Origin of the sequence: Treponema parvum (assembly GCF_017893945.1) — a bacterium.
In the GTDB taxonomy this organism is placed as follows: Bacteria; Spirochaetota; Spirochaetia; order Treponematales; family Treponemataceae; genus Treponema_D; species Treponema_D parvum_A.
Window position 1 is genome coordinate 1840309 of the sequence record NZ_CP054257.1, and the last position, 25879, is coordinate 1866187.

The following is a 25879-nucleotide window of genomic DNA, read 5'->3' on the forward strand; positions in this document are numbered from 1 at the left end:
TAGGGCGGCGGTTGCGCACGGATGTGCGGCACGGCCTTTTGCCGCGCTTCACACCACGACGCGTCGTTTTTCAGACGCCGGCGCCAAGGTTTTTCCAAAACGCGGCGAGCATTTTCTTTTCATGAGGTTCGTAACTGTGTTTTAAAAGGCGATCCACAGCCGCCGCTGCATTCAACCAGCTTTCCTTTTCTTTTTTTACCAGGATAGGATAACAGTGCACGCCGTTTTGTTCTGCGGCTTTTACGTCGCCGGGAGCGTCTCCTATCATCAAGACATTGCCGGCCTCATAGCCTTTTTTCAAAAGAGCCGCTATGCACGCGTCTTTTGGTCCGTCTTCCTGACATAACAGAATATCGACGTGCTCCGCTATTCCAGTGCGCGTCCATTCTTCCTTAACCGCAGACCGGTTTGCGCTTGAAACGCCTGCAACGTCACATGTTTTGTGTATTTGTTTAAGAGAATCGCGCACTCCCTCAAACGGCAAAAGTTCGGATTCATCAAGAGAGGCAATTTTAGAATTTACTTTTTTTGACCAAGAGAGAGCCTTTTTTAAGCAGAAATCATTCATTTTGCCTTGTGCGGCATCCAAGACGGCTTTTTCCAAAACGGAATTTGAAAGCGCTTCGGCGTTTTCAGTCCACGCGACAAATTCATCAAGCCCTTCGATCTTCCTTATTTTGGAATCTATGTATGAAAGAACTGTCGCAAGCGCCTTATAACGGTTTATGCCGCGCGTCAATGAAAACAGGTTTACCTCGTTCCACTTGTCCAGAACTTCTTTGCGGTAATCGTCAAGCTCCCATTCTTTTACCAGCTCCGGGCCGAAGCATTTGAAATGCTTTACATTCATCGTGTCCATTGCGCAGCCGTCGCTGTCCACACAGACAAGAAAATCCTTTTTCTTTTTATAATCTTCGATCGAAACGGAAATATTCATAATCTTTATTATAGCACGGCAGCGATAAAAAATGAAACCGGGCTCGTACATGTTGCATAGTACTCGGAAGACTTAAGTTTTAAAATAAACGCTATAAATTAAAAATAATCTTATTACAGTTTTCGGCTGCATTGGCTTTTGCCGGCGCGAATATCGATTACTTAGCCGCCTTGTCTTTTCTGTCTATGTGCTCAAATACCTGTGCGACGTCTTTTAAAAGATCGCTTATGGGAAGTTTTTGCGGGCATATTTTTTCACACCTTTTACAGACTATGCATTGCGAAGCCTTGGCCGTACCTGACGCCAAATTTGTATAATATATCTGCTGTCGGGCGTATTTTTTTCGATTTATTTGGCGGTCCTTGTTGTACAGCATAAAAAAATCCGGAATAGGGATGTGTTTGGGACAACCGTCCACACAATACCTGCATGCGGTGCACGGAATGGAAATTTCCTTTTTTATCTTTTGAACCGCAAGATCTATAAGCGCCTTTTCCGCATCTGAAAGCGGTTGAAAATTTTTCATATACGAAACATTGTCTTCCACTTGCGAAGCGTCGGACATTCCCGAAAGCACCGTGACCACATTAGGCAGACTTGCGGCAAAACGTATCGCCCATGATGCAAGCGACATATCGGGAGCGGCTTTTTTGAAAATACCCGCCACATCGTCTGAAAGATTTACCAAAGTTCCGCCTTTTACCGGTTCCATGACTATGACGGGTTTGGAATGTTTTATGCAAACTTCATAATTTTTTCTGGAACAAACGCTTTCGCTTTCCCAATCCAAATAGTTTATTTGAAGCTGCACAAATTCCGTTTCAGGGTGTTCCGAAAGAATCCTGTCGAGAAGTTCGGGTTTGTCGTGATAAGAAAAACCGAGACGTCGTATTCTTCCTTCTTTTTTTAGTTCGGATAAAAACTCAAAGGTTTCATATTTAACGGCACGCTCGTAATTTGCTTCGTTCAGGCAATGCAGTAAATAATAGTCGAAATAGTCCGCGCCCGTTTTTTCCGTTTGCTTTTCGAAAACCTGTTTTTGCTCTTCTTTGGAGCCGATCATCATAACGGGCATCTTAGTTGCAACGGTAAAAGAATTTCTTGAGTGTCGTTTAACAAGGGCTTCCCGTAAAACTTCTTCGCTCTTAAAAGAATGATACATCCACGCAGTGTCAAAATAAGTGAAACCGTTTTCCAAAAAGCGGTCTACCATAATTTTTACCTGCTCTCTGTCCACGCTTGTAGGATCGTCAGGATTTTTTAGAGGAAGGCGCATAAAGCCGAACCCGAGTTTTTTTGTTTCCATAAGTTTGCCCCCGCACTTTACGGGAATCTCTAAAACTGCAATTTCTAGAGATTCCTTGGAAATATTATATCACAGGCGGTGTGCTTTTTTATACAGCGCTATAGTAGTATCGATGTGTTCGCCAATAGCTTTTTGCAGACGCAGCAGATCTGCGCTGAAAAGCGCATCCACAATCTCATCGTGCTGTTGTATGGTGAGCCTCAAAGATTTTGCGTTATGGATGTGAAAACCTACGAACATGCATTGATGTGTGTGAAGATTTTCATATTCCGTTATTATGACGGGATTACCGCAAGTATTTACCAATTCCTTATGAAGAGCATAATCGTGTTCCGAAAGTTTTCCGAACGTTTCTTGAGTAAAATATTCGGCGCATTTTTCATATTCGGAATCGGTTTGTGCGAGCAGATGTTTTATTTTATCCCGTATCTTATCGCTTTTTTTTACGGCTTCTATTGCATACGCCGCGCAATACTGTTCTATCATCTGGCGGGCATGCCAGATATGCCGCATCTCTTCAAAATCAAAAGATTTTACCTTTATACCGCATTTCGGAATCGCAACTACAAGTCCTACTGCAACAAGTTGATTCAACGCCTGTTTAACGGGAGTTTCGCTTACTTTAAAGTCCTCGCAAAGCCTGCGCACGGTCAGCCGTTCGTTTTGAACATAAAGCCCCCGCTTGATGCGGCTTTTGATCTTGTCGGCCAATTCGTCGGCAAGCAGCGTCGATTCCATATCACTTCTCCTATTTTCGGTATGAATAATATAAAGAAAATATGAATGTGTACAGAACAAAAGTTGAAAAACGGAATGCGTCGGCGTCTGTAAAGTTAAAAATTGAAAGCTAAATGTCGATGCTGACGACGGAAAACTTTTTTACCGGCAAATAAACCACCGCTCCTTGCACGCGGCGACGACGCATAGTATACTTTAGCGCATGGAAAAAGGCATGTACGTCTATCCGTGGGAAATTAAAGACATAGGCGACTTTGAAAACGAATACGCCGAAACAGGCTGTAACGCCGTGGCGCCGGCGCTGAGCTATCACCATGCTGCGACCTTTGCCGCTTCTACGGGACGCTGTAAAAACCTTCGAGAATCGGCCGTGAGCTTTACGCCCGGAACAGGGCGATACGGAAAAATCGTTCCCTGCGTCAACGAAGAGTGCGCCCGTGCCGGTACTGTGCAAAAGCTCCGGTCTTGGGCAAAAAAGACGGATATTCACTTTGCCGCTTGGACGGTGCTGCTTCATAATTCAAGCCAAGGAGAGCGGCACGAAGCGTTCACTACGGAAAACATCTTCGGCGACCGCTATCCGCACGCGCTTTGCCCGTCTAATGCGGAAATACAAGAATATGCCCTATCGCTCATTAACGACATTCTCGACCAGTTTTGTCCCGACAGCCTCATGCTGGAATCGGTAACCACTCTGCCCGCCTTTCACGGCGCGCATCATGAAATCGCAAACATTACCGTAACTCCCGCCCTGCGGTGGCTTTATTCTTTGTGCTTTTGTCCTTCGTGCCGCAAAAACGCGGCGCGAAGATACCCCGGTATAGACCCCGACGCGCTCAGAAGCAGTCTTAAAGAAATCGCTCTTCGTCTTGCTGCAGAAGACACTCTGATTCAGGGTAACGGCGACGCACAGACAATGCAACTACTCTTGGAAATTCCCGGTCTTTTTGAGTACCAAAAGGCGCGGGAAGAAGGAGTAGCCGACTTTATTGCGCTTGCTACGGCGCCGGCACGAGAACGCGGCGTACGATCCACAGTGATCCCCAGCGCTACTCCGTTTGACGCGAACCATGTTTTTATGGAAGGAATGAATTTTTTGCTGAACCGCACAAAGGCGGATCTTCTTTTGCCCCTTGTTTACGGGCAGGGTGAAACCTATGCCTCGGTCAAACGAACCGTACGGCTCTTTGACGCAAAAACGCCCGTAGGCATGGCAATGAGTCTAAATCCGGCGCAGTCCCCGACAAAGACAGCCTTTCTGGCTGCTTGTAACGATGCAAAAGAAGCAGGCTGCGAACATTTTTACTTCTATAATTTTTCGCTGGCCTCAGCGGAACGCCGCAGCTGGGTGCGGCAGGTAGTCTAGGAGCCGGCGGCGTAAAAATCCCTCCACAGTCCGATTCGGAAAGCAATAGGAGCGGCGCCGGCTCCATGTGAGAACTACGCTTGAATTACGGCGGTATGCAGGCCGCAGGATTCCACCTTGGTTTTAAACATTTTCCACAGCGCAGGTTCGTGCGTCACTATTATACGATCCAACCGCCCCTGTGCTTTTTCGTACATCGACTTTAAGGCAAAAACCATATTCGTATTGCTTCCTACTCCGTAACCGAGCGGAAAGAACGGTCCCTTGCCGTCTTTGCCGAAGCTTTCCAACGAGCCGCAGGCATCTCCCGTAAACACCCACATATCGGCTGGATCTTCAGGCGATACCTGGATTGTGATAAATTGAGATCCGTAAGTATGAGTATTGAAAGCCGGAACCACGGAAATTCCGGGCAGAAGGTCGCACACGAATCCGTCCAACAGCGTCATCCTGCCTTTTAGGATCATGTCCAAAGCGTCCCGCATATCGTCAGGATTGATGCCTGCACGGATATAATCGAAAACGGACGGCAAAGAAAAAACTTCAACCCAGTCCAACATCTCTTTCTTCTGAAGATAAAAATGCGCGTTAGGGAAAGCCCTTATTCCGCCCATATGATCCCAGTGAGCATGAGTCAAAATCACCGTGTCAAAGTCCTCTCCGCGAAGACCTATTCGGGCCAGAGTTTCCTCCAGCGACTGAACGTTTCGCACGTGATTCATAGCCTCCAGTTTAAGAGTGTGTTCCTCTCTAATATGACCGCAGTCCAGAGCAACAGTGTGACCGTTTCCTTGCAAAACGAGGAACCCGAAGGGTACGTACATATAGCCTTCATTATGTCTGCCGTAAACCATGGCAGACACTGCGCTGTCCGCCATAGCGTACTCCAAAAACCAGATTTTATATGATTCTCTCATAAACAACTCCTTGCGAGACGCCCGGCGTTTACAGCTAGCGCTGTCTCTTTTCTCGTCCGTACAATAGTATCATCAGCAGAATCAACAGTCCCTGCGCCAATTCGCGGCCGGCCTGAGGCATCTGTATGACTTGCAAAATATCCTTAATTATGATGAATAAAAAAGTACCCGCTATAACGCCGGCGAAGTTACCCTTACCGCCGGTTATGGCTATACCTCCCATTACCGTAGCCGCAACGGTAAACATCATATAAGGAGCCCCGATCGTAAGATAGGTGCTGCCGATGTAACCCGTCAGCAGAATGCCCGAAATACCGCCGCAAAGCGACGAAATGACGTAAATAAGGAATTTCATCGGGAATATTCTCACGCCTGAAAGCCAAGCGGCTCTCTCGTTGGTTCCCATAGCATATATCCGTCTGCCCCATTTTGCGCTTAGCATAAAAGTTACGGCAACGCACATAAACACGGCGTATATTAAAAGGACGTTCGGAATGCCCGGAATAAATTGCCCCTTTGCCAAAAACGTGACCAAAGGCGGAACCCCGAAAGGCGGCGTCCCGTCCGTAGCCAAAAGCAAGCTGCCGTCAATAATGGTCATCGTGGCCAGCGTCATAATCATAGGCGGAATACGCAGGAATGTGACACCCGCGCCGTTAAACACGCCCACAACGATCGCTAAAAGCAGCGCCGCTCCGATGGCAAATCCGGCGCTGTGGCCGCCCTGTGTCATAGCGCTGGTAACAACCGAAGCCATAGTGACTACATTGGCTATGGACAAATCAAAACCGCCTGAAATTACAACGATGGCCTGACCTACGGCCATAAAGCCCAGATACACCGCCGCCTGTGCAAAAGTTATATTATGCGACCAGGTATTAAAGCCGCTGATCGACAAACTGGAGCCTATCCACAGCGCGACCGTCAACACGGACACAAGGAAAACGGGCTCTGACACGACTTTTTTTAGCGTAGCTTTAGACATAATCATTCCTCATCCCCCTTGCGATAATACTCGATAGCCTTAACGCCGATTACAGCTATAAGTATAAATCCCTGTACTACCTTTTGAAAATAAGGCGACGCACCGGCAAAAAACAGAATATTTAGAAGACTTGTATTTATGAAAGCGCCGATAAGAGCCCCTCTCATCATGCCCACACCGCCGGTAAAGGCGACGCCTCCCAGTACCGCAGCTGCGATGGAATTCATCTGAAAAGGAGGGCCTATGGTAGGATCTCCGCATCCGATCTGTCCAACCAAAAGCAGAGCGCTTACGGCTACAAACATACCGGACAAAGCGTAGGCGGCTAAACGCGAACGATTTACATTTATACCGTTGGCATAGGCGACCTTAGGATTGTCGCCCACAGCGTAAATGGCGACTCCGAGCCGGGAATTCTTTATAAATTTCCATACAACTACGGCAACGATCAATACCAGCGCAGCTCCGGGGATCATTGCCCTGCCTGAAAAAAAGCGGGTAAAAACCTTAGGAATGTAACCGCCCGGTCGCGGCAAAATGAATAAGGTAACTCCTTTCCATACATAAGAAAATGCCAACGTAACTATGATGGCCGGAATGCGGGCAAAAGTAACTACGCTTCCCATGATAAGCCCGACCGCCGCTCCTGAAAGCAGCGTTACGACCACTCCGAAAGCGATGCCAAGGGGGCCGTCCCCCATTGTAGTTGCTAAAATCGTCGTCATCATCGAAACGGTCATGCCGATCGACAGATCTATACCGCCGGTAAGAAGAATACAAGCCTGTGCCATCGCGCAAGCCATAAGCGGTGCGAATTGCAGAAAAAAGGCGCAAGTCGATCGCCAGTTGCGAAGCACAGACGGATCGAGTATCAAGTTCACTACCACAAACACGGCTCCCACCGCGTACATGGGCAACATTTTCCGGGTTTGTTCGGAGAATTTGTATTTCATGCTTTTTCCTCCCGGCTGAATACCGACGCTGCAACGAGGCTTTCTTCACTCAGATCTTGCCCGTCAATTTCGGAATTAAGTTTGTTTTCGTAAAAAACCACTACGCGGTCGCTTAAACCCACAAGTTCAAGCGTATCTGACGAGAGAATCAGTATAGTCACTCCGTTCCGTGACAGATCGTGAAGCAATTCATAAATCTGCTTTTTGGTACCCACGTCGATACCTCTGGTAGGATCGTTGAGCAAAAGAAATTCAGGAGAACGCAGAAGCCATTTACCCACGACAACCTTCTGCTGATTGCCGCCGGAAAGTTCTTCTACCAATTGATCCATTCCCCTCATTCTTACCTGCATATCCTTTTGAATTTTCCCGTTTTCTTCCATTTCCTTAGCTCTGCGAATCAATCCGAGCGAGTTGGAAATTTCATCGAGACGGGCAAAAGACATATTGAAACCTATGGAATGCCAGAGAAAAAGTCCCTCGGTTTTGCGCTCGGCGGGAAGATAAGCTATGCCCAGACGCATGGCCGACTGCGGTCCTGAAAGGAGTACAGGTTGTCCCTTGATCGTGATGCGGCCTTCGCTGACACGCTCTATTCCAAAAAGGCATTCAAGCACGTGCTGCTGACCTTGACCTGCCAAGCCGCCTATGCCTAAAATTTCGCCCTTTCGAACGCTAAAACTCACGTCGCGTAAGTGACGCGTGGATACATGCTCCAATCGAATCACTTCTTCGGCGCCTTTAAGGCGCTCGGGGCGTTTGGCAGGATACAAGTCGCTTGCTTCCCGGCCGGTCATCAACGATACCAAACGGTTCTCATCGAAAGCGGCGATTTTTTCGGTAACAATTTGCTGGCCGTCTTTAAGTACGGTCATTATGTCGCAAATTTGATACAATTCATTGAGACGGTGAGAGATAAAAATTACCGCCAGTCCCGTACTCTTAAGAGCCCTCAGTTTGCCGAACATCAATTCCACCTGCTCGTTGTTAAGGGCGCTCGTAACTTCGTCCAAAATGAGAAGGCGGGGCTTTTTTCTTAAAGCCTTGGCAAACTCCAGAAGCTGTTGCTCGGGCAGACTCAAACCCGACACATAGGCGTCAGGATCAATAAAACCAAGATCCATATCGGCTAAAAGGACACGGGCTGCCTCCCGCATCTTTTTTTTATCGCGCAAAAAACCGCCGTAGAGAAGTTCGTCGCCGAGAAAGATATTTTCGGTAACTGTAAGATGATGATGTAAACTCAATTCCTGACGCACGGCTTGAATGTCAAGAAGTTGCGCTTCTCGCGGGGAGAGTTTTTTATAAGATTGACCGGCGATGATCAAATTGCCGCCGTCCGGCTCGTATACACCTGAAACCAGATTTATAAGCGTAGATTTACCGGCGCCGTTTTCACCGATCAGAGCATGAAACTCTCCCGGTTTAATCTCCAGAGAAAAAGGCTGAAGAACGACGTTGCCGGAAAAGGACTTACTCACCTTATCAATAACAAGAAATGACTGTGTCTCCATGTGAACCCCATAGAAAGGAAACTGGCTGAAGCTTTTGGACAGAATCCATAGAAAAAGCCGCCCCTTGCGGTGCGGCTTTTCCGCTGTTACTTTAACAGTTCGTTGATCTGCTCGTCGGTTATCGTAAATAAATAACCGTCATCGGCAAGACCGGACAGATCGAGTTTTTCGATCATTGCGTCGTCAATGACCGTAGAAGAAATGGGAAGAATTACTTCCTTTTTAATCTTCTGTCCCTTGAGAGCCCGCACGGCCTGCTCTACGCCGAGCGCACCGAGCCAGTTGGGTTGACCTACGCACATCGACGAAAAACCCTGCTTGCGAAGTTTTTGCCAGTTTTTAAGATAGGCGCCGTAGTTCTCGGATCCGATCGGAACAAGTTTACGCCCCATAGCCTGAAGAGTCTTGAGAGCTGCAGAGCCCTGAGAGCCGCCGAGTGTTATTATACCGTCGATATTGGGGTTTGCATCCAGAACCGGGCGAATCGCATCTATCGCCGGACCTTCATTGTAGTCGGAATAGGTTTCGGCTACGATCTTGATTCCGGGATATTTGGCCAATACGTTAAGCGCGCCTTTTCGTCTGTCTTCCGAAACGGAAACTCCCTGAGGCCCGTTACAAACGATGACGTTTCCCTTGCCGCCTATCTGATTTACAACCCACTGGGCTACGGTCGCTCCGAAGTCCAGCCCGTCGGTGCCGATTTTACTGGTTACGTCCTTGCTTGTAACCAAAGAGTCGATATTTATTATACGAACGCCCTGTTCTTCAGCTTCTTCAATGACATCGTTTAAAGCCTCGGCGTCGTTAGCGATCAGAATAATAGCGTCATAGCCCTGTTTGACAAGATTACGAATGTCGTTGATCTGCTGATTTGTGTCGCCCGCAGCATCAACTACGCGATACTCGCCGGCAACGGTACCGTCGGTTTTATGCTTGGCAAACTGTTTCTCCGCCCACTGCAGAGTAAGCTTTTGCCACGTGGGAGTAAGAAAACAAGTAGATTCAGCGATTTTAAAACCGCTGGTCTTCTTTACCTTTTCTTCGCCGCCCTTAGCAAAGGCCGTGCCAATTGCCAGTGTAAGCGCCAATACCGCAAACAGAGTTTTCTTCATAACAACTTCCTCCAAAAAAAGCAAAATTCAGGCTGCAAAAGCGTGACCTGTAAAAATACGAATAATATATTATATACGTACAATCGCCGCCTGTAAAGTTAAAAATTGAAAGCTGAATACTGCGCTGGCCTGGGGATAAAAAAGCGGCAAAAGTGCGAACGAAAGTGTAAAAGAGAGAAAGAGCCGCTGCCGGAAAAGCAGAAAACAACTTTTTTAACGGTAAGTAAACCACGAAACGTTGTCAAGCGGTTTTCATTCGTGGTAAAATAACGATAGAGGAGGAATTTACTATGTCCGACACAACCTTTAATACGTTGCTTACCGAAGTTGATAATTTTTCTTACGAACAATGTGCAACGCTTTATGCACGGTTATCCGAAATTTTTACCGAAAAAAAACTTATACAACAAGCCCCCTCTCCTATAGATCTTTTTTTAGGCGTCATAGATGAAAACGACAGCAATAAAATGCTGACAGCGGTGCAAGAATGCCGAAAGACGGAACCGAATGAATGGTAATATCCTTGATACGAATATAATAATCCATATCCTCAAAGGTGATTCAATCGTTGCTGGCGAAGCTAAAAAAGCGGGGCTAATATACATTCCCGTAATTGTATTGGGTGAATTGATGTTCGGCGCTGAAAAATCAAATTTGAAGCAGAGCAATAAAGAAAAGTATTTGCGTTTTTGCCTTTCATACCCATTGTTGGACGTTACAAGAGATGTTGCACAGAAATACGGGAAATTGAAAAACATATTACAAACAAACGGAGATATTTTACCGGAAAACGACATATGGATCTCCGCTATAGCAATAACAAATGAAATGACAATCATAACAAAAGACAAACATTTTGAAAGAATTCCGGATTTAAGAATAATAAAGCTATAATTATCTACATAATACCCTCTCCTTGTGCACTGTATTTGCGATCTTTTCTAGTTAAGTAAAACATACGCATTGACAGCTAAAATCGAAAAGCCGAAAAAAGCGGCAAAAGTGCGAACGAAAGTGTAAAAGATAGAAGCTGCCGCTGCCGGCGAGATTCTTCGGAACGGTAAGACAGAAAGCCGAAAAAAAAAGATTGACAACCCGGAAAAATGGTATATCATGAAATTAGGTCTAAAAATTAGATCTAATTTAGGAGGATCGAAATGTTAAAGAAAATTGCCGTATTTGCTCTTGCTCTCACCGCAGCAGGATCTTTTGCCTTTGCCGGCGGAGCTCAAGAAACGGGAGCCGGTCAGGCCGATAAGAAATTCGACATTGACCTTGCCACATCTTATGCGGCAGAAGGGCCGGCGGGCAAGGCTCTGGTAAAATTCGTCGCCGACGTAAAAGAAAAATCCGGCGGTTCCGTCAATATCAATCTGTTTACGGACGGAACACTGGGTAATCCTAAAGACAACTATACGTCCGTAGCCAGCGGCGACTTGGATATGGCCGTAACGGGCCTTGAAGGTCTTGACTTATACGCGCCGGAATACACATTCCTTGACTGCCCGTTTTTAATAAAAGACTGGAACCATTCCATGGCCTTATTAAACAGCGGAATAGGCGACAAACTTAAAGCGAGATACGAAGAAAACGGAATCACAACTCTTGCCTGGCACAAAAGAGATATCCGCGTACTGGCTTCCAACAGGCAAGTTAAAACTCCGTCCGACGTTACCGGTATGAAGCTGAGACTTCCCGGTATGAAAGTGTACGTTGACGCATGGGGAAATTTAAAAGTTACCACTACGACAGTAGCTATGAGCGAACTGTACACCGCGTTGCAGACAAACGTAGCCGAAGCATGCGAAGGCGGTTATGAGCAGATGAAAACGCTTAAACTTTATGAAGTTCAAAAATACATTGCGGATACGGATCACGTATTTGAATTTGTAGGTCTTTTTATAAACCGCGACCTGTTTAAGTCTATGAGCGACGCTCAGAAAAAAGTTCTGAAGGATTGCGCCGCCGAATCCATGAAGTATGCGGACAGTCTCGCCGAAAAAAACCGTGAAAATTACAAAAACGAATGTATAAAAGGCGGCATGAAATCTGTGCAAGTGGACAAAGACGCGTTCCGCAACGCTATGACGGCCTATTACAAAGATAAATTTGCAAAAGTTTGGACCGTCACTACCTATGACGAAGTGATGAGCTACGCAAAGTAATTAAAGGGAAAGTTATGAATTTAATGAATAAGATTTATTCCCTTTATCTAAGGATTTTGGAATGGATCTGCATAGCTTTGCTGGTAATCATACTTGCATGCATGCTCTTCCAGATAATTTGCAGAATCTTTGTCATAAGCCAAAGCTTTACGGAAGAACTGGCGCGTATTTGTTTTTGCGTAATGGCGTTTATGGGTTCTCCCCTTGCCCTCGCCGAAGGGATTCACATTGCAGTAGACATGGTAGTGCGCCGTTTTTCGAACACGGGAAAAAGAATTTTCGGAGTTCTTGACGCTGTTCTCATTGACGTTTTTTCCGTATTCGGGATCATCGGTCTACAAACAATGATGAAGGCGAACACAAAAACGACCGCCGTATCTATTTCATGGATAATGATGAACTGGATCTACGGTCTTGTCTATCTGTCGCTCTTTTTTTTATTCTTCGTCTCTACCGTGCAGCTGATACTGATTTTAAAAGGAAAGTCTGAAATAACTTTGATAAACATGAAAGAAATGGAGCTTGAAAGAAATTCGGAACAGAGCTCGCTCGCACAAGCTATAGAATCCGAACTGGGAGAAAAAAAATGAATCTTGTTATCACCCTAATTCTTGTGAGCATGCTGCTCTTATTTCTTTGCAAGGTTCCAATATACATAAGCATGACCTTAGCCGGCTGCGTTCTTATGGCGGTTACGAAAGGAATGAAATGGGGAATTCTCGCCCAGTACTTGTACACGGGAGTGGATTCTTTTACATTGCTTGCGATTCCTCTGTTTTTGCTTGCCGCAAAGATAATGAACACGGGCGGAATCACAAAAAAACTTTTTGCCTTCTGCATGAAAATGGTAGGCTGGCTTCCCGGCGGATTGGGACACGTAAACGTACTGACAAGCCTTGTATTTGCCGGCATGTCCGGCACGGCCGTTTCGGACGCTTCCGGACTCGGGACAATCGAAATTCAGGCCATGAACGATAACGGCTTTGACAATGAATTCAGCTGCTGCGTTACCGCCGCTTCTTCAACACTGGGTCCCATAATTCCTCCAAGCATTCCTATGGTTATCTACGCTACGGTTTCGGGAGCATCTGTCGGAGCCTTGTTTATGGCAGGAATTTTCCCCGGAATAATAATGGCACTCATAATGATGGGAGTTGTCGCAGTATATTCGATAAAGCGAAAATATCCCCGTACAAAATTCCCCTCCGTAAAAGAATTCTTCGTTGCATTTAAAGAAGGGCTTCCTCCGATGATGGCGCCGGTGATTCTGCTCGTAGGTATTTACGGCGGAGTTTTTACCCCCACGGAAAGCGCGGCCGTAGTCGTAGCGTACAGCATCGCTCTTGACCTTTTGCTTTACCATGAACTCACATGGAAGCATTTTTTAAATATCCTCAGGGATACCGTCCGAGACTCGGTTACTATCGCAATGATAATCGCAGGGGCAACCTTTTTCGGCTATGTAGCTACAAGGGCGAAAATTCCGCAAATGATATTAACGGCAATGACGGGAACGATAAACAACAAATACGTTTTGCTCTTAGTCATAAACATTTTCCTTCTTATTATGGGATGCTTTTTGGAAACCGCTTCGGCCATAACCATAGTAGTGCCGCTGCTCTTGCCGCTTTTAAATCAATACGGAATAAGCCTAACTCAATTCGGCGTTATCATAGTTCTTAATCTTATGATAGGACTTTTAACGCCGCCTTTCGGACTCGTGCTGTTTGTGGTAAGCAAGATAGGACGAATATCAATAGGGCAGTTCAGCAAGGCTCTGCTTCCGTGGCTGACAGCCTTGCTTGCGGCGTTGCTGCTCGTTACGTTTATTCCTCAGATAAGCCTTTGGTTCCCTTCTTTCCTTGGGATGAGCGTTTAAATAGGACATAGGAATCAGAGGAGACTTTTATGAAAATTTCAGCCGTTGAAGCGATACCGCTCGCGCACGAATGCAAAATTCCGATCGCGGACGCCGTAGGAGTAAACAGGCTTCGTAAGGCTCTGCTCATTAAAATAAATACCGACAACGGCCTTTGGGGAATAGGCGAAGCGTTTTTGTACGGCTGCTCGCTGCAAGGGGCAAAAAAAATACTGGAAGATCAGTTTGTTTCTCTCCTTATAGGGAAAAATCCCTGCAGTGCAAAAGAAAACTACGAACTTCTTTGCTGGAATTCCATGGCCTTCGGCCGCTCTGGAATTGTAAAAGCCTTGATCAGCGGTATCGACGTTGCCCTATGGGACATTACGGCAAAGGCTGAAGGTTTGCCTGTAGGAAAACTGCTCTGCAAGGAAACCTCATGCTTACATTTGGATAAAATTCCTTCATACGCAAGCGGAGGCTTCTACGCCGAAGGTAAAGACAAAGCTGCTCTCGAAAAAGAAGCCGAAGCATATTTAAAAAAGGGATATTCCGCCGTAAAAATAAAAATAGGACGAAATCCTTCAAGGAGCGACAGTCCTCTTAAATATCTTCCGTCTTCCTGCTGGGGCGAGAGCGTCGAAAAAGATATAGAGCGGATTGCGGCCGTCCGGTCCGTATTGGGAAATGAGAGAATCTTAATGGTGGATTCAAACGCTTCTTTTTCCGCCCAAGGCGCAATGCAGATTCTTCCTTCATTAATAGAACAAGGCGTAGCGTGGTTTGAAGAGCCCATCCGCTTTGAAGACGAAGACGGCCTTAAGGAATTGCGTGCCGCCATGAAAGGAAGAATGCAAATCGCGGGATTTGAAACCGCACAGGGAGATGCGGTTTTTAAAAACCTCATAGACGGCGGCGGCGTAGACATCGTCCAAGCCGACATCGGCTGGGCTGGAGGTTTTACGGGCTGTCTTAAGATCGCGGAACTTGCAAAAAAAGCCGGAAAAAAGTTCTCACTGCATTCATTCGGTTCGGCTGTACATTTTGCTTCAAGTCTGCACCTGGCGTCCTGTTTATCCAACACGGATATGATAGAATCGGAAGAAAATACAAACGCGCTGCGTTCGGCCATAGTTAAATCTCCGTTTCAGACAGACTCAAAAATGGCGTTTTACGTTCCTGAAAAAGAAGGGCTCGGCATAGAAATGGACTGGGACGCCGTACATTCAATGCGCGTCTTGTAGTCCGGGAAAGCCGCTGCTCTTATTCCGTAAGCTCGATGCCGGCGCCTGCCTTGTTCATCGATTCAAAAAAGCCGGGAAACGAAACACAAGCGCACTCCGCGTCTTTTACTTTCATTTTGCCGCAGGAAAAAAGTCCTGCGACCATGAGCGACATGGCGATGCGATGGTCGCCGTAACTTTCAACTTCCGCGCCTGTAAGCGCTCTGCCGCCGTAAACCGTCATAGTGTCCGCAGTTGTTTCTATCTTGGCGCCCAGCTTTGTCAGCTCTTTTTCCATGACCGCTACCCTATCCGTCTCTTTTATGCGCACGTGCGAAAGCCCAGTAAAAGTCACAGGATTTTCCGCATAACACGCCGCAACGGAAAACGCCGGAAACGAATCGGGAATATCATTTAAATTTATCGTAAGCCCGCCTTTGAGCGGCTTTCCGCCTTTTATTATAAGGCGCCCTCCGTCCGTATCTTTATTTATGTCGGCTCCCATAGCTATAAGATGATCGGCAATTATCTTATCGCCTTGCGCGTCGTAAAAATCCACGCCGGAAACAGTCAATTGCGAAGGCGTGCATACCGCAGCGACAAGAGGAAACGCCACTCCCGACCAATCGCCTGGAATGACCGAATCGCATGCGATATAAGACTGATTTCCTTCGACGGAAAGTCGCTTATAATCTTTGGAATTTAAAGAAAGCTCCACCCCGTACCGGCGCATCCAATCTATAGTCATCTGTAAATACGGTTTTTCAAGAGGATTTTTAATTTCAATATCTACCCTGCCCTCTCCCAGTGCGGAAGCCATAAGAATTGCCGAAACCGCTTGAGAATTGAACCCTGAAAAATGCGCCGTTCCGCCTTTTATTTTGCCTTTCACGATTACAGGCGGAGCTTCCTGCCCCGGACGCGTTAAAAACGCATTTGCGCCTATTTCGTTTAAAGCGGACACTAGGTGCGATACCGGCCGGCGGCGTATCTGATCGTCTCCTGTTATCACCGTATACCCCTCGCAAAGCGCCGCCATTCCCATTGCAAAAAGCATCGTAGTGCCGGAATTCCCTGAGTCGATCACGTCGTCGGGAACTTTAAGATTACCGCCTGTGCCGTAAACCGTCCATGCGCCGTCATCTTCTTCAACCTTAGCCCCGAAAGCCCGCGCAGCAGAAAGCGCGCTTTTGCCGTCGCTTCCCGTCAAAGGATTTGTGATTCGGGAGTGGCCCTCCGCCATTGCAGCCAAAAGGACAGCCCGTATGGTGTGACTCTTCGATCCGGGAACGGTGATTTCTCCGCAAAGCGAACTTTTACGGCTGATAGCAAACATAACTTTCTCCTAAAAACGCCTTGCACTCGGCGCGAATGCCCGTATGCGCGCACAAAGACAAAATGTATTTCCCCCTATATCGTCTTAACGTATAAAATTCGTCCTTTTCCATTTTTCTTTTACAGGTAAACCGAATTTTTCTTTTCCCAGCGCAATGCTTTTTATAAGGAAGGACATATTTCTGGCAAGAACGCGCACCGTCTGCAATCCTTCTTCGTCCTGAGAAGCTTCTCCGGGCATCCTTCCGAAAACATTGTTCCAGTACTGGCTTGAAGCTACCGGCATTCCCGATATGGTAAAATATTTGTTAAGCTCGTCAAAAGCCGAAGACGTTCCCGCCCTTCGCGCTACCACTACGCTCGCTCCTACCTTCATTGTTTTGTCAAAGCGGGTGCTGTAAAACAGCCGGTCAAGAAACGCCGCCAGCGTAGCGTTTGGAGCCGCATAGTAGACGGGACTCGCCACAACAAGGCCGTCGGCCTTTTCAAAATATAAAGCGGTTTCGTTTACATCATCTTCAAAAACGCATTTGCCCGTCTTGCTGCAAGAATAGCAGGCCACACATCCGCGTATGTCCTTATTTCCTATCTGCAGAGTTTTTGTTTCAATGCCTTGCTCTAAAAAGATTTTTTCCATCTCACGTACGGCGACCGAAGTGTTCCCGTCACGGTGCGGACTTCCGTTTAACAACAATACATTCATAAATGCGCTCCTTAAGGTTCAAGTTTAGATTGAACGCGCTTATTTCAGACGCTCAATTTAACCGTTCCTGTATTTTACCTGTTCCCCGTTCAGTCTGTTTTGTCCCGCTCAGTATACGGCAAAGCAAAAAAAAAATCATTGTTTTTTGCGAAAACACCGATCTTTACGCGAAAGGCGCGGCGTCGAAGATAATATTTTGCAACGTTGAATACAATATTTTGACAACCTTTTGCAACACAGAGTTACTCACGTAAGAATCCAACCAAAATGCGCAACATTGAAAAAAAAAATTATCTTCTGTATACTCTTTCAAATTGTGGAAGCCGCAAGTGCAAAATTTTTAAATGCAAGGACGGCGACACAACGCCTAAGCGCCTAAAAAAACGTTGATCCAGGAGCCGTTATGCCGCTTTTTCTTCTGATAACCGCCGCAGTAATTTTTTTGTGCGTTCTGCTTAATAAAATTTCTTCAAAACTCGGCGTCCCCATGCTTTTAGCGTTTATTATTTTGGGAATGGTGTTCGGTTCCGACGGAATTTTTAAAATCCCGTTCAGCGATTTCGCCGTTTCCGAAAAATTATGCACCGTAGCTCTTATTTTTATCATGTTTTACGGAGGATTCGGAACAAAATGGAGCGCAGCAAAGCCTGTCGCCGTTCAGTCGTTTTTACTGGCTACAGTGGGCGTAGTTTTAACCGCCGTTTTTACAGCTTTTTTTTGCTACTTCGTACTCCGTTTTTCTTTTAACGAGAGTTTTCTCTTGGGAGCGGTTATAAGCTCGACGGACGCGGCTTCCGTGTTTTACATTCTTCGCTCAAAAAAACTGAACTTAAGGTACAATACCGCTTCATTGCTCGAAGCGGAAAGCGGAAGCAACGACCCGCTTTCATACATGCTGACGATAATAGCTTTATCGTTTTTAGGAGCTTCCGGCGGAGGCAAGGGGATGAGCGTTCCTTCCCTTGCGTATTTAATCGTATCCCAGCTTGTATACGGTGCCGCATTCGGACTTATAGCCGGAAAATTGGCAGCCGTCACATTAAGAAAATTTAAATTTGCCGACGCCGGTTTTGACGCGGCGTTTGTCATAGCTCTGGCAGTCTTGTCGTATTCGCTTCCCTCGCTCATAGGAGGTAACGGCTATCTTTCAGCCTATATAGCGGGCTTATTTTTGGGTAACAGCAACATCCCGAACAAAAAATCTCTGGTTCATTTTTTTGACGGAATAACCGGGCTCATGCAGATGCTTGTTTTCTTTTTGTTAGGTCTTCTTGCTTTCCCGTCCAGGATTGCCGGAGTAGTGACTGTCGCGATGGCGGTCGCTCTTTTTTTAACCTTTGTTTCGCGCCCGCTCGCAGTCTTTTTTCTTTTGACGCCTTCAAGATATCCGCTTCGCCAGCAGCTTCTTATCTCATTGGCAGGGCTTCGCGGAGCGGCATCAATCGTATTTGCCGTGATGGCGTTAAATTCAATAAATGCAAATTCCCCCGGCATACTGCAGCATGATCTTTTTCACATCGTGTTTTTTATAGTTTTATTTTCAATTACGGTACAGGGGAGCCTTTTGCCGCTCGCATCGAAAAAACTCAAGATGATCGATAACAACACAAACGTTCTTTACACGTTCAACGACTATCCCGATGAAATCCCCGTGCGCTTTATTCAAGTAACTCAGCCGGAAGATCATCCGTGGAACGGAAAAGAGATAAGATCGCTTATTTTGCCTCCCGAAACTCTTTTGGTTCTAATATTAAGAGAAAAGGAACGTCTCATTCCGCGCGGCGCAACGGTCATAAAAAGCGGCGACACATTGGTTTTAGCGGCAAAGGTGTTCAACAAAAACGTCCATAATACCGAAAACGACGAAGGCCTCATGGAAATTCCCGTAGGAAAGGATCACGAATGGGTTGAAAAGACATTAGCCGAAATCGCTTCGGAGAAAGCTTTTATAGTGCTGATAAAACGAGGCGGCAGGCTTATAATTCCTAAAGGAAGCACCAAAATTGCCGTTGGGGATATCCTCGTCGCGGAACAAGGCCTGGATAGATAAACAGGGATAAAATTTTTCCGCAGAGCCGTATCAGAACGGCGCTGTGAGTGCTCTGCAGCGAACGCCGGCGGCGGATCCTCTCTAGCTGCGGCCCTGCGCGGTTCGCCAACCGAGGTTTCCTAACACACGGTTTCCGAGAAGTATTTAATCTTTTAAAATAATAGATTATAATCAGTCGGACAATTAAAAAGGGCATCCAGAAAACTCGCCTTTAGCGATTTTTCGCCGCCGCACTCGCTATTGGATTGGCAAAGCTGAAATATCGCTTTTACATATTTTGCCGCCGTCCATAGCTGTACTTAAACTTCGAGTTTGCCCTTAGGCAAACGCCGCTTATTGAACTGTGCGCAAAAAGCGCACTAATTCAACAGTCTCCAAAATTGATATTTTGTTCGACTGTTGAATTTTAAGGAACATCAGGGGAGGATCACAGTGATTCGCTATATAATAAAACTTTTTAAAGCCTTAAATGCAAATACAAATCCTAATGAGATAGCTCATGCGTTCGGAATAGGATTTATGCTAGGACTTATGCCCAAAACCAACCTTTTGTGGTATCTGCTTTTTATCTTTTTTTTACTGCTGCGCATAAACAAAGGCGCATATTTTCTTATACTGCTGCTGTTTTCATTTGCAGCTCCGGTCTTTGATCCTTTGCTGAATTCTCTAGGCTATGCGGTTTTAAAATTTGCGCCGCTCGAGGGCCTGTTCGCAACGCTGCTCGACATTCCCTTCGTAGGCTTTACGCGTTTTAACAATACGATCGTAATGGGCTCTTTGGTTTTGGGAATAATCGCATACGTCCCGATGTTTATACTCGGGCGGCTCTTTATCGTATTCTGGCGCAAGGTAATCACCCCGAAGATAAAACAAAATCCTATTATGAAAGCATTTTACAAAATTCCCCTTGTAGGAAAGATCAAATCGCTTGTTACGGAGATCAACTGATATGGCTGAAAAAAAAGATCCCAAAAAGAATATAACTGAAAAAGATGGCAAAAAAAAGGCGGCTGGTAAGGCTCCTGTGCAAAAAAAAACGGCAAAGGCCTTGAGCGCAAAAAAACTTCCGGCGCTGTTAAAAAAGGCGTATACGCAAAAAAAGATCGAAAAAAAACTGTTCGATAAGGTCTACATTGACGACGACAAAAAATTTCTTGCTTCCTTTTTTAAAGATCAAAAAGGAAGCGTCCGAATTCCGCCTGAAACGCTCATTCCCGCCGCCGATTTTAAGCGATTAAAGCTTATTGCAAAAGAAGTCAAAAAACAAAAGAGCGGTATAAATCCCGTTCCGTTTGCAGCGATAGTGATCATGTGCGCCGCAATATGCCTTACCGTAACGATATTCAAAAACATAATAGTCAAACGCGCAATTACGGCCGGTATGCAGCAAGTCTTCGGCGCGAAAACCGACATACAGAACGTCGACGTAAGGATTTTTCAGTCTTCGCTCACCGTAACGGGACTTGCCCAAGCGAATAAGAACGAGCCGATGAAGAACATATTCGAAGTCGGCAGCATAAAGGTTGATTTTAATCTTACGCAGCTTCTTCGCGGAAAATTCGACGCGGAAGACATTTCCGCTATGGATATCTTATTCGGAACGGATCGAAAAACGTCAGGTGAGCTTCCTTTAAAAACCGCAACAGCCAAAGAAAAAAAAGTTTCAAAACAGTCGGGAGAAAAATCCGCCGCTAAGATGGAAGCCGTAAAAGAGAGCATAAAATCGATCTTTGCCGACTATAATCCTAAGGCCATTATTGCAGGGCTTGAAAACAACCTTAAGTCCCCTGCCCTCGCCGAAAGCATAAAAACCGAAACCGAAGCTCTGACAGTAAAATGGAAGGACAAACCCGAGCAGATACGCTCCGACGTTGAAAAACTAAAAGCGGATGTACAAACCATAACCGGCACGGACTGGAGCAAAATCTCAAACGCTGCGGAATTGGCCGCAGCCCTTAAAAACACACAATCTGCAATTGAAAACGCCAAAAGGCTCAAACAGACGACGCAAGAAGCTGCGGCAGACATAAAGGCGGATTCGAACACCGTAAGGCGGCTTGCGTCTTCCCTTCAAGACGCAATAAAAAACGACAGAGCTCTCATACAAAAGGAAGTCGATAAAATAACTTCTTTTTCTTTGGACAAAGCCAAGTCGCTGATGTCGGACTCCATGACGGCCATAGCTTACGATATTTTCGGCAAGTATTATACCTATGTCCAAAAAGGAATCGACGTTGCGCTCCGTTTAAAAAGTCAGTCAAAGGCGAGCGCTGCAGGAAAAGCGAAAAAGGCGGTAAAAACTAAAAAAAGAATGCCGGGAACGGACATATATTATAAAAAAGACACCGTTCCGAAGTTTTTGATAGAAAAGGCGGCCGCCTCCGGAAAAAACTTTAAAGCGCAAGTAAAGGAAATTTCAAGCGATCCCGACTTACGGGGAACGCCCGCAGTATTTGACGGAACGCTTTCTCTTGCCAAACAGACGCACAAACTTTCAGGCGCGGTAGACGGTCGCACACAGACAAAAGAGCCGCTCATTAAGGCCGATTATTCGGGATCCGGTTATCCTGTGGCCGTAAACACGGACGTGATCTCTTTTTCAGGAACATCACAGATAAACATAAAAACTACGGCTGACGACGACGGAAGCGTCTTTGCCGAAGGAGTAATAGATCTTGCAAATCTTTCGCTCGGCTCGCAGCCTTTCGAACCTGAATCCGCCTACAATATCTATAAAAAAGCGCTCGCTTCAATAAAGACATTAAAAATAAATTTGAAAGCCGAATACTTCGCAGACGGGGACGTAAACATAAATTTGGCGACCGACGCGGACAAAAAACTTTTAAACGCTATGCAAGAGCTTTTTTCATCGGAACTTTCTTCGATAAAGTCTCAGGTACAAAAAGAAATGACAAATTTACTTGCGGAAAAGACCGGCGGAGCGACGGGCGCTCTTAACAAATATTTTGAAATTGAAAGCCTTATGAACGGCCAGGAAAGCGCAATGAACGCGATAAATCAGCAGCTTTCAAAAAAGCAGGATGAAATATCCGCTCAGATCAAAAAACAAGCCGGCGACGCCACAAAAGAAAAGGCTAAAGAAGCGGCGGGAAACGTTCTTAAAAAGTTATTTTAAAAAAAAGCGGCCGGCCGGAAATTTCAGCTTTCGGTCGGTTTCCTCGATTTATATGCGATAAGGTTTTATAATATGAAAGTAACTGCGGTCTGCTTGAGTTCTACGATACAAAAGACGATCACATTCGAAAACTTGGAGCTGAAAAAAGTCAATCGTTCACAGCGGTATGTCGTCCATGCGTCAGGCAAAGCCGTAAATTCCGCGCGCGTATTAGACCAGCTTGAAAGCGGCTTTTGCGAAGCGATATGCCCCGTAGGCAAAGAAAACGCGCAAAGTTTTTTGACGCTTGCCTCCTGCGAAAACTTTCCTATAAAAAGCGTCCTTATTCCCGGCTTTACGCGCGAGTGCTGGACTCTTTTAAATAAAAAAAATTCAAGCACTACGGAATTAGTCGTAAGCGAACCTGCGCTTTTTACGGATATCTCAAACAGTATAAACGAGCTTATGACTTTGATCGATAAAAGCCTTGAAAAAACGGAGGCCTTACTCATTGCGGGAAGCCGCCCTGCAATTTGGCCTGAAAATTTAAGCGCTGAAATCTGTAAACTTACGGCGGATAGGGGAAGGCTTGTCATGGCGGATTTTTGGGGCAAAGATCTTGAAAAAACGCTTGAAGTTTGCACTCCGCACATAATAAAAATAAACGAAGACGAATTCTACGGAACATTTAAGCTGCCGCCGGCCGGCAAAGATGAAAGCGAACTTGCAAGAGCCGTGTGCGGTGAAAGTAAAAGACTTAAAAACATAATCGTCGTTACCCGCGGAACAAAATCTACCGTTGCCGGAGAAAACGGCAATCTTTATATGCAAAAAACGATTAAGACGAAAGCCGTAAATACAATAGGCTGCGGAGACGCTTTTTCCGCAGGTTTTTTATACACGTATATTAAAACAAAGGATATTAAAAAGTCGCTTGAAACCGGTGCGGAATGCGGGGCAAAAAACGCGGCGCTTGAAATGCCGGGTTCAATAAAATAGAGGCGATAAAATTGCGCGCATTTTTTTGCATATCACAAAATCAGCTGTATAAGGACCGCAGCGGGAGTATCTTAGGCAAATCGGTACACCAGGGCGCAGCCGCCTTAAACAAGCCGTAAACGCCCGCTTGAACATAAATGCTTTTTTGTATATTATCTGAAAGCGTTGCCAGGATGGTGGAAATGGTAGACACAAGGGACTTAAAATCCCTCGACATTAAACCTGTCGTGCCGGTTCGATTCCGGTTCCTGGCAAAACCGTTAATTTGCGGCATTTCGGCTTTGCCCGAAACTCGAAGTTAAAAGCGCCGCGCTTATTCAGCAGCGTCTTTTAACAAACTCACCTTTGAACGCGCCCGCTCGAATTTCCTGCAGACAAAGACTTAACTTCTTCTACGCTTGCAAGATTAAAATCGTTTTCAATGGTATGCTTAAGGCACGAAGACGCAACCGCAAAATCTATTCCTTCCTGCACGGGCATTCCCGTTATAAGCGAATATATTATTCCCGCGCTGAAGGCATCTCCGCCGCCTACACGGTCGATCATAGTTATCGAATATCTGGGAGAAAAAGTCCCTTCTTTTTTTTCGCCGTCGTAGATCATTCCGCCCCAATCGTTTATATCGGCGGAAATACTTTTACGAAGCGTCAGGGCGACTTTACCGAAACCGAATTTTTCAACAAGCTGGCGTGAAACGCTCGCCGGCCCTTCCCTGTTTAAAATCGCGGTTTCAATATCGCAAGTTTCGGGCAAAATACCGAAAATTTCACAGACGTCGGACATATTGGAAATAAAAACGTCCACGTACGGCAATAATAAGAGCATGGTCTTTTGCGCCTGTTCGGCCGGCCACAGTTTTCGACGGAAATTAAGATCACAGGAAACCGTCAGTCCCAATTTTTTAGCCGTCTTGCACGCTTCAAGGCATATTTCGGGTAAAGATCCGCCGACGGCGGGAGTTATCCCCGTAAAATGAAACCATCCGGCATTCGACAGAATTTCATTCCAATCGTAATCCTCAGGCTTCGACAGCGAAAAGGCGGAATCCTTGCGGTCATAGATTACCTTGGACGGACGCTGACTTGCGCCCTTTTCAATAAAATAAATTCCAAGCCTATCTCCACCGCGGGCGCACTTTGACATATGAACGCCGTAATGCCTAAGCCAGTTGACCGCGCATTGGCCTATATCGTGAGAAGGCACTTTTGTAACTAAAAAAACTTCCTGATCGAAATTTGCTAAAGAAACTGCGACATTTGCTTCAGCCCCGCTGTAAGAGGCCTTCCAGTTGGAAGCCTGCAAAAGCCTCTCATATCCTGTAGGATTAAAACGCAGTAACACTTCACCGAAGGTGACGATTCTTTTTTTATTGTTCATATCTGAATGTTAATTTGTTATAATTTTACTGTCAAGCAAATAATCACGCATATTACGGGAGGCGGCTTTGAATACAGTTTACACCGCAGCCCTCAGGACGGAAATCACAAGCTGTCCCATTTTCTTTGTTCCGACAATTTTTCCTTTAGCTTTAAGTTCTTCGATCTTTGCGCCGGCAATATCGGCCGTACGCCAACCGTCTTCAAGAACCTTATCTACGGCAGCTTCAACGGCCGATGCTTCTTTTTCAAGCTTAAAATCGTAGCGCAACAGCATAGCGGCAGATAAAATCGTCGCAAGAGGATTTGCAAGGTCTTTACCTGCGATATCGGGAGCGCTTCCATGGATCGGTTCATACAATCCCGGACCGGAACCGTCGCCAAGAGAAGCCGACGCAAGCATACCTATCGATCCTGTTATCTGGCTCGCTTCATCGCTTAAAATGTCGCCGAACATATTGCTTGTAGCGATTACGTCAAACTGCCTCGGATTACGCACCAACTGCATGGCCGCATTATCTATGTACAAGTATGAAAGTTCCACATCGGGATAATCGCCTTTTACGGCTTCCGTAACGCGTCTCCAAAGCTGGCTGGAATTTAAAATATTAGCCTTGTCCACTACGCAAAGGCGTTTTTTTCGTTTTTGAGCCGATTCAAAACCTATGCGGACTATGCGCTCTATTTCAGGCCATGTGTATTTTTCAGTATCCCAAGCGGTTTTTCCGTCGGAAGAAGTTCCCCTGTCGCCGAAATAAATTCCGCCGGTAAGTTCCCTCACGATAAGAATATCAAGCCCGTCGCCCGCAACCTCATCCTTTAAAGGACAGGCGTCTTTTAACTGTCTGAACATAACAGCAGGGCGGAGGTTCGCATAGACCTTCAATCCGCCGCGAAGGCCGAGCAGAGCTTTTTCAGGGCGAAGTTCCGAAGGAAGATTGTCCCATTTCGGGCCGCCTACGGCTCCGAGCAACGCCGCGTCCGAAGACTTTACGGCTTCAAGCTGCTCGTCGGTAAGAGGCTTGCCTAATTTGTCTATGGAGCAACCGCCTGCAACAATATTTTTATAAGAAAAGGAATGTCCGAATTTTTTTGCGACTTCGTTTAAAACATTAACGGCTTCGGCCACAACGTCGGGGCCTATTCCGTCTCCGGGGATCAATGCTATCGTCTTGTTCATTTAAAACCTCATTTTATATATTTATTAAAAATCCTTAATTCTCA

23 protein-coding genes and 1 tRNA gene are annotated in these 25879 nt (G+C 46.0%); 12 read left to right on the forward strand and 12 right to left on the reverse strand.

Annotated features, from left to right (window positions below):
* Positions 1-70: 70 nt before the first annotated feature.
* From HRI96_RS08160 to HRI96_RS08170, 3 genes are all read right to left on the reverse strand, one after another.
* On the reverse strand, positions 71-937 hold the full coding sequence (locus HRI96_RS08160) for an HAD family hydrolase (protein ID WP_210116888.1): 867 nt from the start codon (positions 935-937) through the stop codon (positions 71-73).
* A 157-nt stretch (positions 938-1094) separates the two neighbouring features.
* Complete coding sequence (locus HRI96_RS08165) at positions 1095-2243, reverse strand: aldo/keto reductase (protein WP_210116889.1); 1149 nt, start codon at positions 2241-2243, stop codon at positions 1095-1097.
* Positions 2244-2312: 69 nt separating this feature from the next.
* Positions 2313-2981 carry a GntR family transcriptional regulator gene (locus HRI96_RS08170; RefSeq protein WP_210116890.1) on the reverse strand — a complete coding sequence of 223 codons (669 nt, stop codon included), beginning with the start codon at positions 2979-2981 and terminating at the stop codon, positions 2313-2315.
* Between the two features lie 202 nt (positions 2982-3183).
* Here HRI96_RS08170 and HRI96_RS08175 point away from each other — a divergent pair, with 202 nt between their 5' ends.
* A complete protein-coding gene (locus tag HRI96_RS08175; protein ID WP_210116891.1) occupies positions 3184-4347 on the forward strand; it encodes a hypothetical protein in 1164 nt (387 codons plus the stop codon).
* Positions 4348-4421: 74 nt separating this feature from the next.
* Here the strand turns inward: HRI96_RS08175 and HRI96_RS08180 are convergent, their stop codons facing one another.
* The 5 genes from HRI96_RS08180 to HRI96_RS08200 form a co-directional block, all read right to left on the reverse strand.
* Complete coding sequence (locus HRI96_RS08180) at positions 4422-5264, reverse strand: MBL fold metallo-hydrolase (protein ID WP_210116892.1); 843 nt, start codon at positions 5262-5264, stop codon at positions 4422-4424.
* 34 nt (positions 5265-5298) lie between these two features.
* A complete protein-coding gene (locus HRI96_RS08185; protein ID WP_210116893.1) occupies positions 5299-6249 on the reverse strand; it encodes an ABC transporter permease in 951 nt (316 codons plus the stop codon).
* 2 nt (positions 6250-6251) lie between these two features.
* The gene (locus HRI96_RS08190) at positions 6252-7202 is read right to left on the reverse strand and encodes an ABC transporter permease (protein WP_210116894.1); all 951 of its coding nucleotides are present in this window, start codon (positions 7200-7202) and stop codon (positions 6252-6254) included.
* Positions 7199-8716 carry a sugar ABC transporter ATP-binding protein gene (locus HRI96_RS08195; protein ID WP_210116895.1) on the reverse strand — a complete coding sequence of 506 codons (1518 nt, stop codon included), beginning with the start codon at positions 8714-8716 and terminating at the stop codon, positions 7199-7201. The genes HRI96_RS08190 and HRI96_RS08195 overlap by 4 nt, the downstream gene beginning before the upstream one ends.
* Before the next feature lie 86 nt (positions 8717-8802).
* The gene (locus HRI96_RS08200) at positions 8803-9831 is read right to left on the reverse strand and encodes a substrate-binding domain-containing protein (RefSeq protein ID WP_210116896.1); all 1029 of its coding nucleotides are present in this window, start codon (positions 9829-9831) and stop codon (positions 8803-8805) included.
* A 290-nt stretch (positions 9832-10121) separates the two neighbouring features.
* On the opposite strand from HRI96_RS08200, the gene HRI96_RS08205 reads away from it, so the two are divergent.
* The 6 genes from HRI96_RS08205 to HRI96_RS08230 all read left to right on the forward strand — a co-directional run bounded on the left by HRI96_RS08205 (position 10122) and on the right by HRI96_RS08230 (position 15098).
* On the forward strand, positions 10122-10349 hold the full coding sequence (locus HRI96_RS08205) for a hypothetical protein (protein WP_210116897.1): 228 nt from the start codon (positions 10122-10124) through the stop codon (positions 10347-10349).
* Complete coding sequence (locus HRI96_RS08210; RefSeq protein WP_210116898.1) at positions 10339-10725, forward strand: PIN domain-containing protein; 387 nt, start codon at positions 10339-10341, stop codon at positions 10723-10725. The genes HRI96_RS08205 and HRI96_RS08210 overlap by 11 nt, the downstream gene beginning before the upstream one ends.
* Positions 10726-10988: 263 nt before the next feature.
* Entirely contained in the window at positions 10989-11996 is a 1008-nt protein-coding gene (locus HRI96_RS08215) for a TRAP transporter substrate-binding protein (protein ID WP_210116899.1), read from the forward strand.
* Between the two features lie 14 nt (positions 11997-12010).
* The gene (locus tag HRI96_RS08220) at positions 12011-12586 is read left to right on the forward strand and encodes a TRAP transporter small permease (RefSeq protein WP_210116900.1); all 576 of its coding nucleotides are present in this window, start codon (positions 12011-12013) and stop codon (positions 12584-12586) included.
* Positions 12583-13875 (forward strand): TRAP transporter large permease, encoded by a 1293-nt coding sequence (locus HRI96_RS08225; RefSeq protein ID WP_210116901.1) that lies wholly within the window; start codon positions 12583-12585, stop codon positions 13873-13875. The genes HRI96_RS08220 and HRI96_RS08225 overlap by 4 nt, the downstream gene beginning before the upstream one ends.
* A 29-nt stretch (positions 13876-13904) precedes the next feature.
* Complete coding sequence (locus HRI96_RS08230; protein ID WP_210116902.1) at positions 13905-15098, forward strand: mandelate racemase/muconate lactonizing enzyme family protein; 1194 nt, start codon at positions 13905-13907, stop codon at positions 15096-15098.
* Between the two features lie 19 nt (positions 15099-15117).
* Here HRI96_RS08230 and aroA read toward each other — a convergent pair whose 3' ends face one another.
* Together aroA and HRI96_RS08240 are read right to left on the reverse strand one after the other, a co-directional pair.
* The gene (aroA, locus tag HRI96_RS08235; RefSeq protein WP_210116903.1) at positions 15118-16413 is read right to left on the reverse strand and encodes a 3-phosphoshikimate 1-carboxyvinyltransferase; all 1296 of its coding nucleotides are present in this window, start codon (positions 16411-16413) and stop codon (positions 15118-15120) included.
* An 84-nt stretch (positions 16414-16497) separates the two neighbouring features.
* Positions 16498-17115: a flavodoxin family protein gene (locus HRI96_RS08240; protein WP_210116904.1), complete on the reverse strand. Its 618-nt coding sequence runs from the start codon at positions 17113-17115 to the stop codon at positions 16498-16500.
* A gap of 403 nt (positions 17116-17518) precedes the next feature.
* On the opposite strand from HRI96_RS08240, the gene HRI96_RS08245 reads away from it, so the two are divergent.
* From HRI96_RS08245 to HRI96_RS08265, 5 genes are all read left to right on the forward strand, one after another.
* A complete protein-coding gene (locus HRI96_RS08245; protein ID WP_210116905.1) occupies positions 17519-19165 on the forward strand; it encodes a potassium/proton antiporter in 1647 nt (548 codons plus the stop codon).
* 432 nt (positions 19166-19597) lie between these two features.
* Positions 19598-20113 carry a TIGR03546 family protein gene (locus tag HRI96_RS08250; RefSeq protein WP_210116906.1) on the forward strand — a complete coding sequence of 172 codons (516 nt, stop codon included), beginning with the start codon at positions 19598-19600 and terminating at the stop codon, positions 20111-20113.
* Position 20114: 1 nt separating this feature from the next.
* On the forward strand, positions 20115-22301 hold the full coding sequence (locus tag HRI96_RS08255; RefSeq protein WP_210116907.1) for a TIGR03545 family protein: 2187 nt from the start codon (positions 20115-20117) through the stop codon (positions 22299-22301).
* 72 nt (positions 22302-22373) lie between these two features.
* Positions 22374-23279, forward strand: a complete 906-nt coding sequence (locus tag HRI96_RS08260) for a PfkB family carbohydrate kinase (RefSeq protein ID WP_210116908.1) — start codon at positions 22374-22376, stop codon at positions 23277-23279.
* Between the two features lie 167 nt (positions 23280-23446).
* A tRNA-Leu gene (locus HRI96_RS08265) sits at positions 23447-23533 on the forward strand.
* A gap of 85 nt (positions 23534-23618) precedes the next feature.
* On the opposite strand, the gene HRI96_RS08270 is transcribed toward HRI96_RS08265, so the two are convergent.
* Both HRI96_RS08270 and leuB read right to left on the reverse strand, forming a co-directional pair.
* Entirely contained in the window at positions 23619-24656 is a 1038-nt protein-coding gene (locus tag HRI96_RS08270) for a sugar kinase (protein ID WP_210116909.1), read from the reverse strand.
* Positions 24657-24734: 78 nt separating this feature from the next.
* The gene (leuB, locus tag HRI96_RS08275) at positions 24735-25835 is read right to left on the reverse strand and encodes a 3-isopropylmalate dehydrogenase (protein WP_210116910.1); all 1101 of its coding nucleotides are present in this window, start codon (positions 25833-25835) and stop codon (positions 24735-24737) included.
* Positions 25836-25879 lie beyond the last annotated feature (44 nt).

Excerpts from the sequence above, each read along its gene's own strand:
- HRI96_RS08160 (WP_210116888.1), bottom strand. The coding sequence starts at position 937 with ATGAATATTTCCGTTTCGATCGAAGATTATAAAAAGAAAAAGGATTTT.
- HRI96_RS08165 (WP_210116889.1), bottom strand. The coding sequence starts at position 2,243 with ATGGAAACAAAAAAACTCGGGTTCGGCTTTATGCGCCTTCCTCTAAAA.
- HRI96_RS08170 (WP_210116890.1), bottom strand. The coding sequence starts at position 2,981 with ATGGAATCGACGCTGCTTGCCGACGAATTGGCCGACAAGATCAAAAGC.
- HRI96_RS08175 (WP_210116891.1), top strand. The coding sequence starts at position 3,184 with ATGGAAAAAGGCATGTACGTCTATCCGTGGGAAATTAAAGACATAGGC.
- HRI96_RS08180 (WP_210116892.1), bottom strand. The coding sequence starts at position 5,264 with ATGAGAGAATCATATAAAATCTGGTTTTTGGAGTACGCTATGGCGGAC.
- HRI96_RS08185 (WP_210116893.1), bottom strand. The coding sequence starts at position 6,249 with ATGTCTAAAGCTACGCTAAAAAAAGTCGTGTCAGAGCCCGTTTTCCTT.
- HRI96_RS08190 (WP_210116894.1), bottom strand. The coding sequence starts at position 7,202 with ATGAAATACAAATTCTCCGAACAAACCCGGAAAATGTTGCCCATGTAC.
- HRI96_RS08195 (WP_210116895.1), bottom strand. The coding sequence starts at position 8,716 with ATGGAGACACAGTCATTTCTTGTTATTGATAAGGTGAGTAAGTCCTTT.
- HRI96_RS08200 (WP_210116896.1), bottom strand. The coding sequence starts at position 9,831 with ATGAAGAAAACTCTGTTTGCGGTATTGGCGCTTACACTGGCAATTGGC.
- HRI96_RS08205 (WP_210116897.1), top strand. The coding sequence starts at position 10,122 with ATGTCCGACACAACCTTTAATACGTTGCTTACCGAAGTTGATAATTTT.
- HRI96_RS08210 (WP_210116898.1), top strand. The coding sequence starts at position 10,339 with ATGAATGGTAATATCCTTGATACGAATATAATAATCCATATCCTCAAA.
- HRI96_RS08215 (WP_210116899.1), top strand. The coding sequence starts at position 10,989 with ATGTTAAAGAAAATTGCCGTATTTGCTCTTGCTCTCACCGCAGCAGGA.
- HRI96_RS08220 (WP_210116900.1), top strand. The coding sequence starts at position 12,011 with ATGAATTTAATGAATAAGATTTATTCCCTTTATCTAAGGATTTTGGAA.
- HRI96_RS08225 (WP_210116901.1), top strand. The coding sequence starts at position 12,583 with ATGAATCTTGTTATCACCCTAATTCTTGTGAGCATGCTGCTCTTATTT.
- HRI96_RS08230 (WP_210116902.1), top strand. The coding sequence starts at position 13,905 with ATGAAAATTTCAGCCGTTGAAGCGATACCGCTCGCGCACGAATGCAAA.
- aroA (WP_210116903.1), bottom strand. The coding sequence starts at position 16,413 with ATGTTTGCTATCAGCCGTAAAAGTTCGCTTTGCGGAGAAATCACCGTT.
- HRI96_RS08240 (WP_210116904.1), bottom strand. The coding sequence starts at position 17,115 with ATGAATGTATTGTTGTTAAACGGAAGTCCGCACCGTGACGGGAACACT.
- HRI96_RS08245 (WP_210116905.1), top strand. The coding sequence starts at position 17,519 with ATGCCGCTTTTTCTTCTGATAACCGCCGCAGTAATTTTTTTGTGCGTT.
- HRI96_RS08255 (WP_210116907.1), top strand. The coding sequence starts at position 20,115 with ATGGCTGAAAAAAAAGATCCCAAAAAGAATATAACTGAAAAAGATGGC.
- HRI96_RS08260 (WP_210116908.1), top strand. The coding sequence starts at position 22,374 with ATGAAAGTAACTGCGGTCTGCTTGAGTTCTACGATACAAAAGACGATC.
- HRI96_RS08270 (WP_210116909.1), bottom strand. The coding sequence starts at position 24,656 with ATGAACAATAAAAAAAGAATCGTCACCTTCGGTGAAGTGTTACTGCGT.
- leuB (WP_210116910.1), bottom strand. The coding sequence starts at position 25,835 with ATGAACAAGACGATAGCATTGATCCCCGGAGACGGAATAGGCCCCGAC.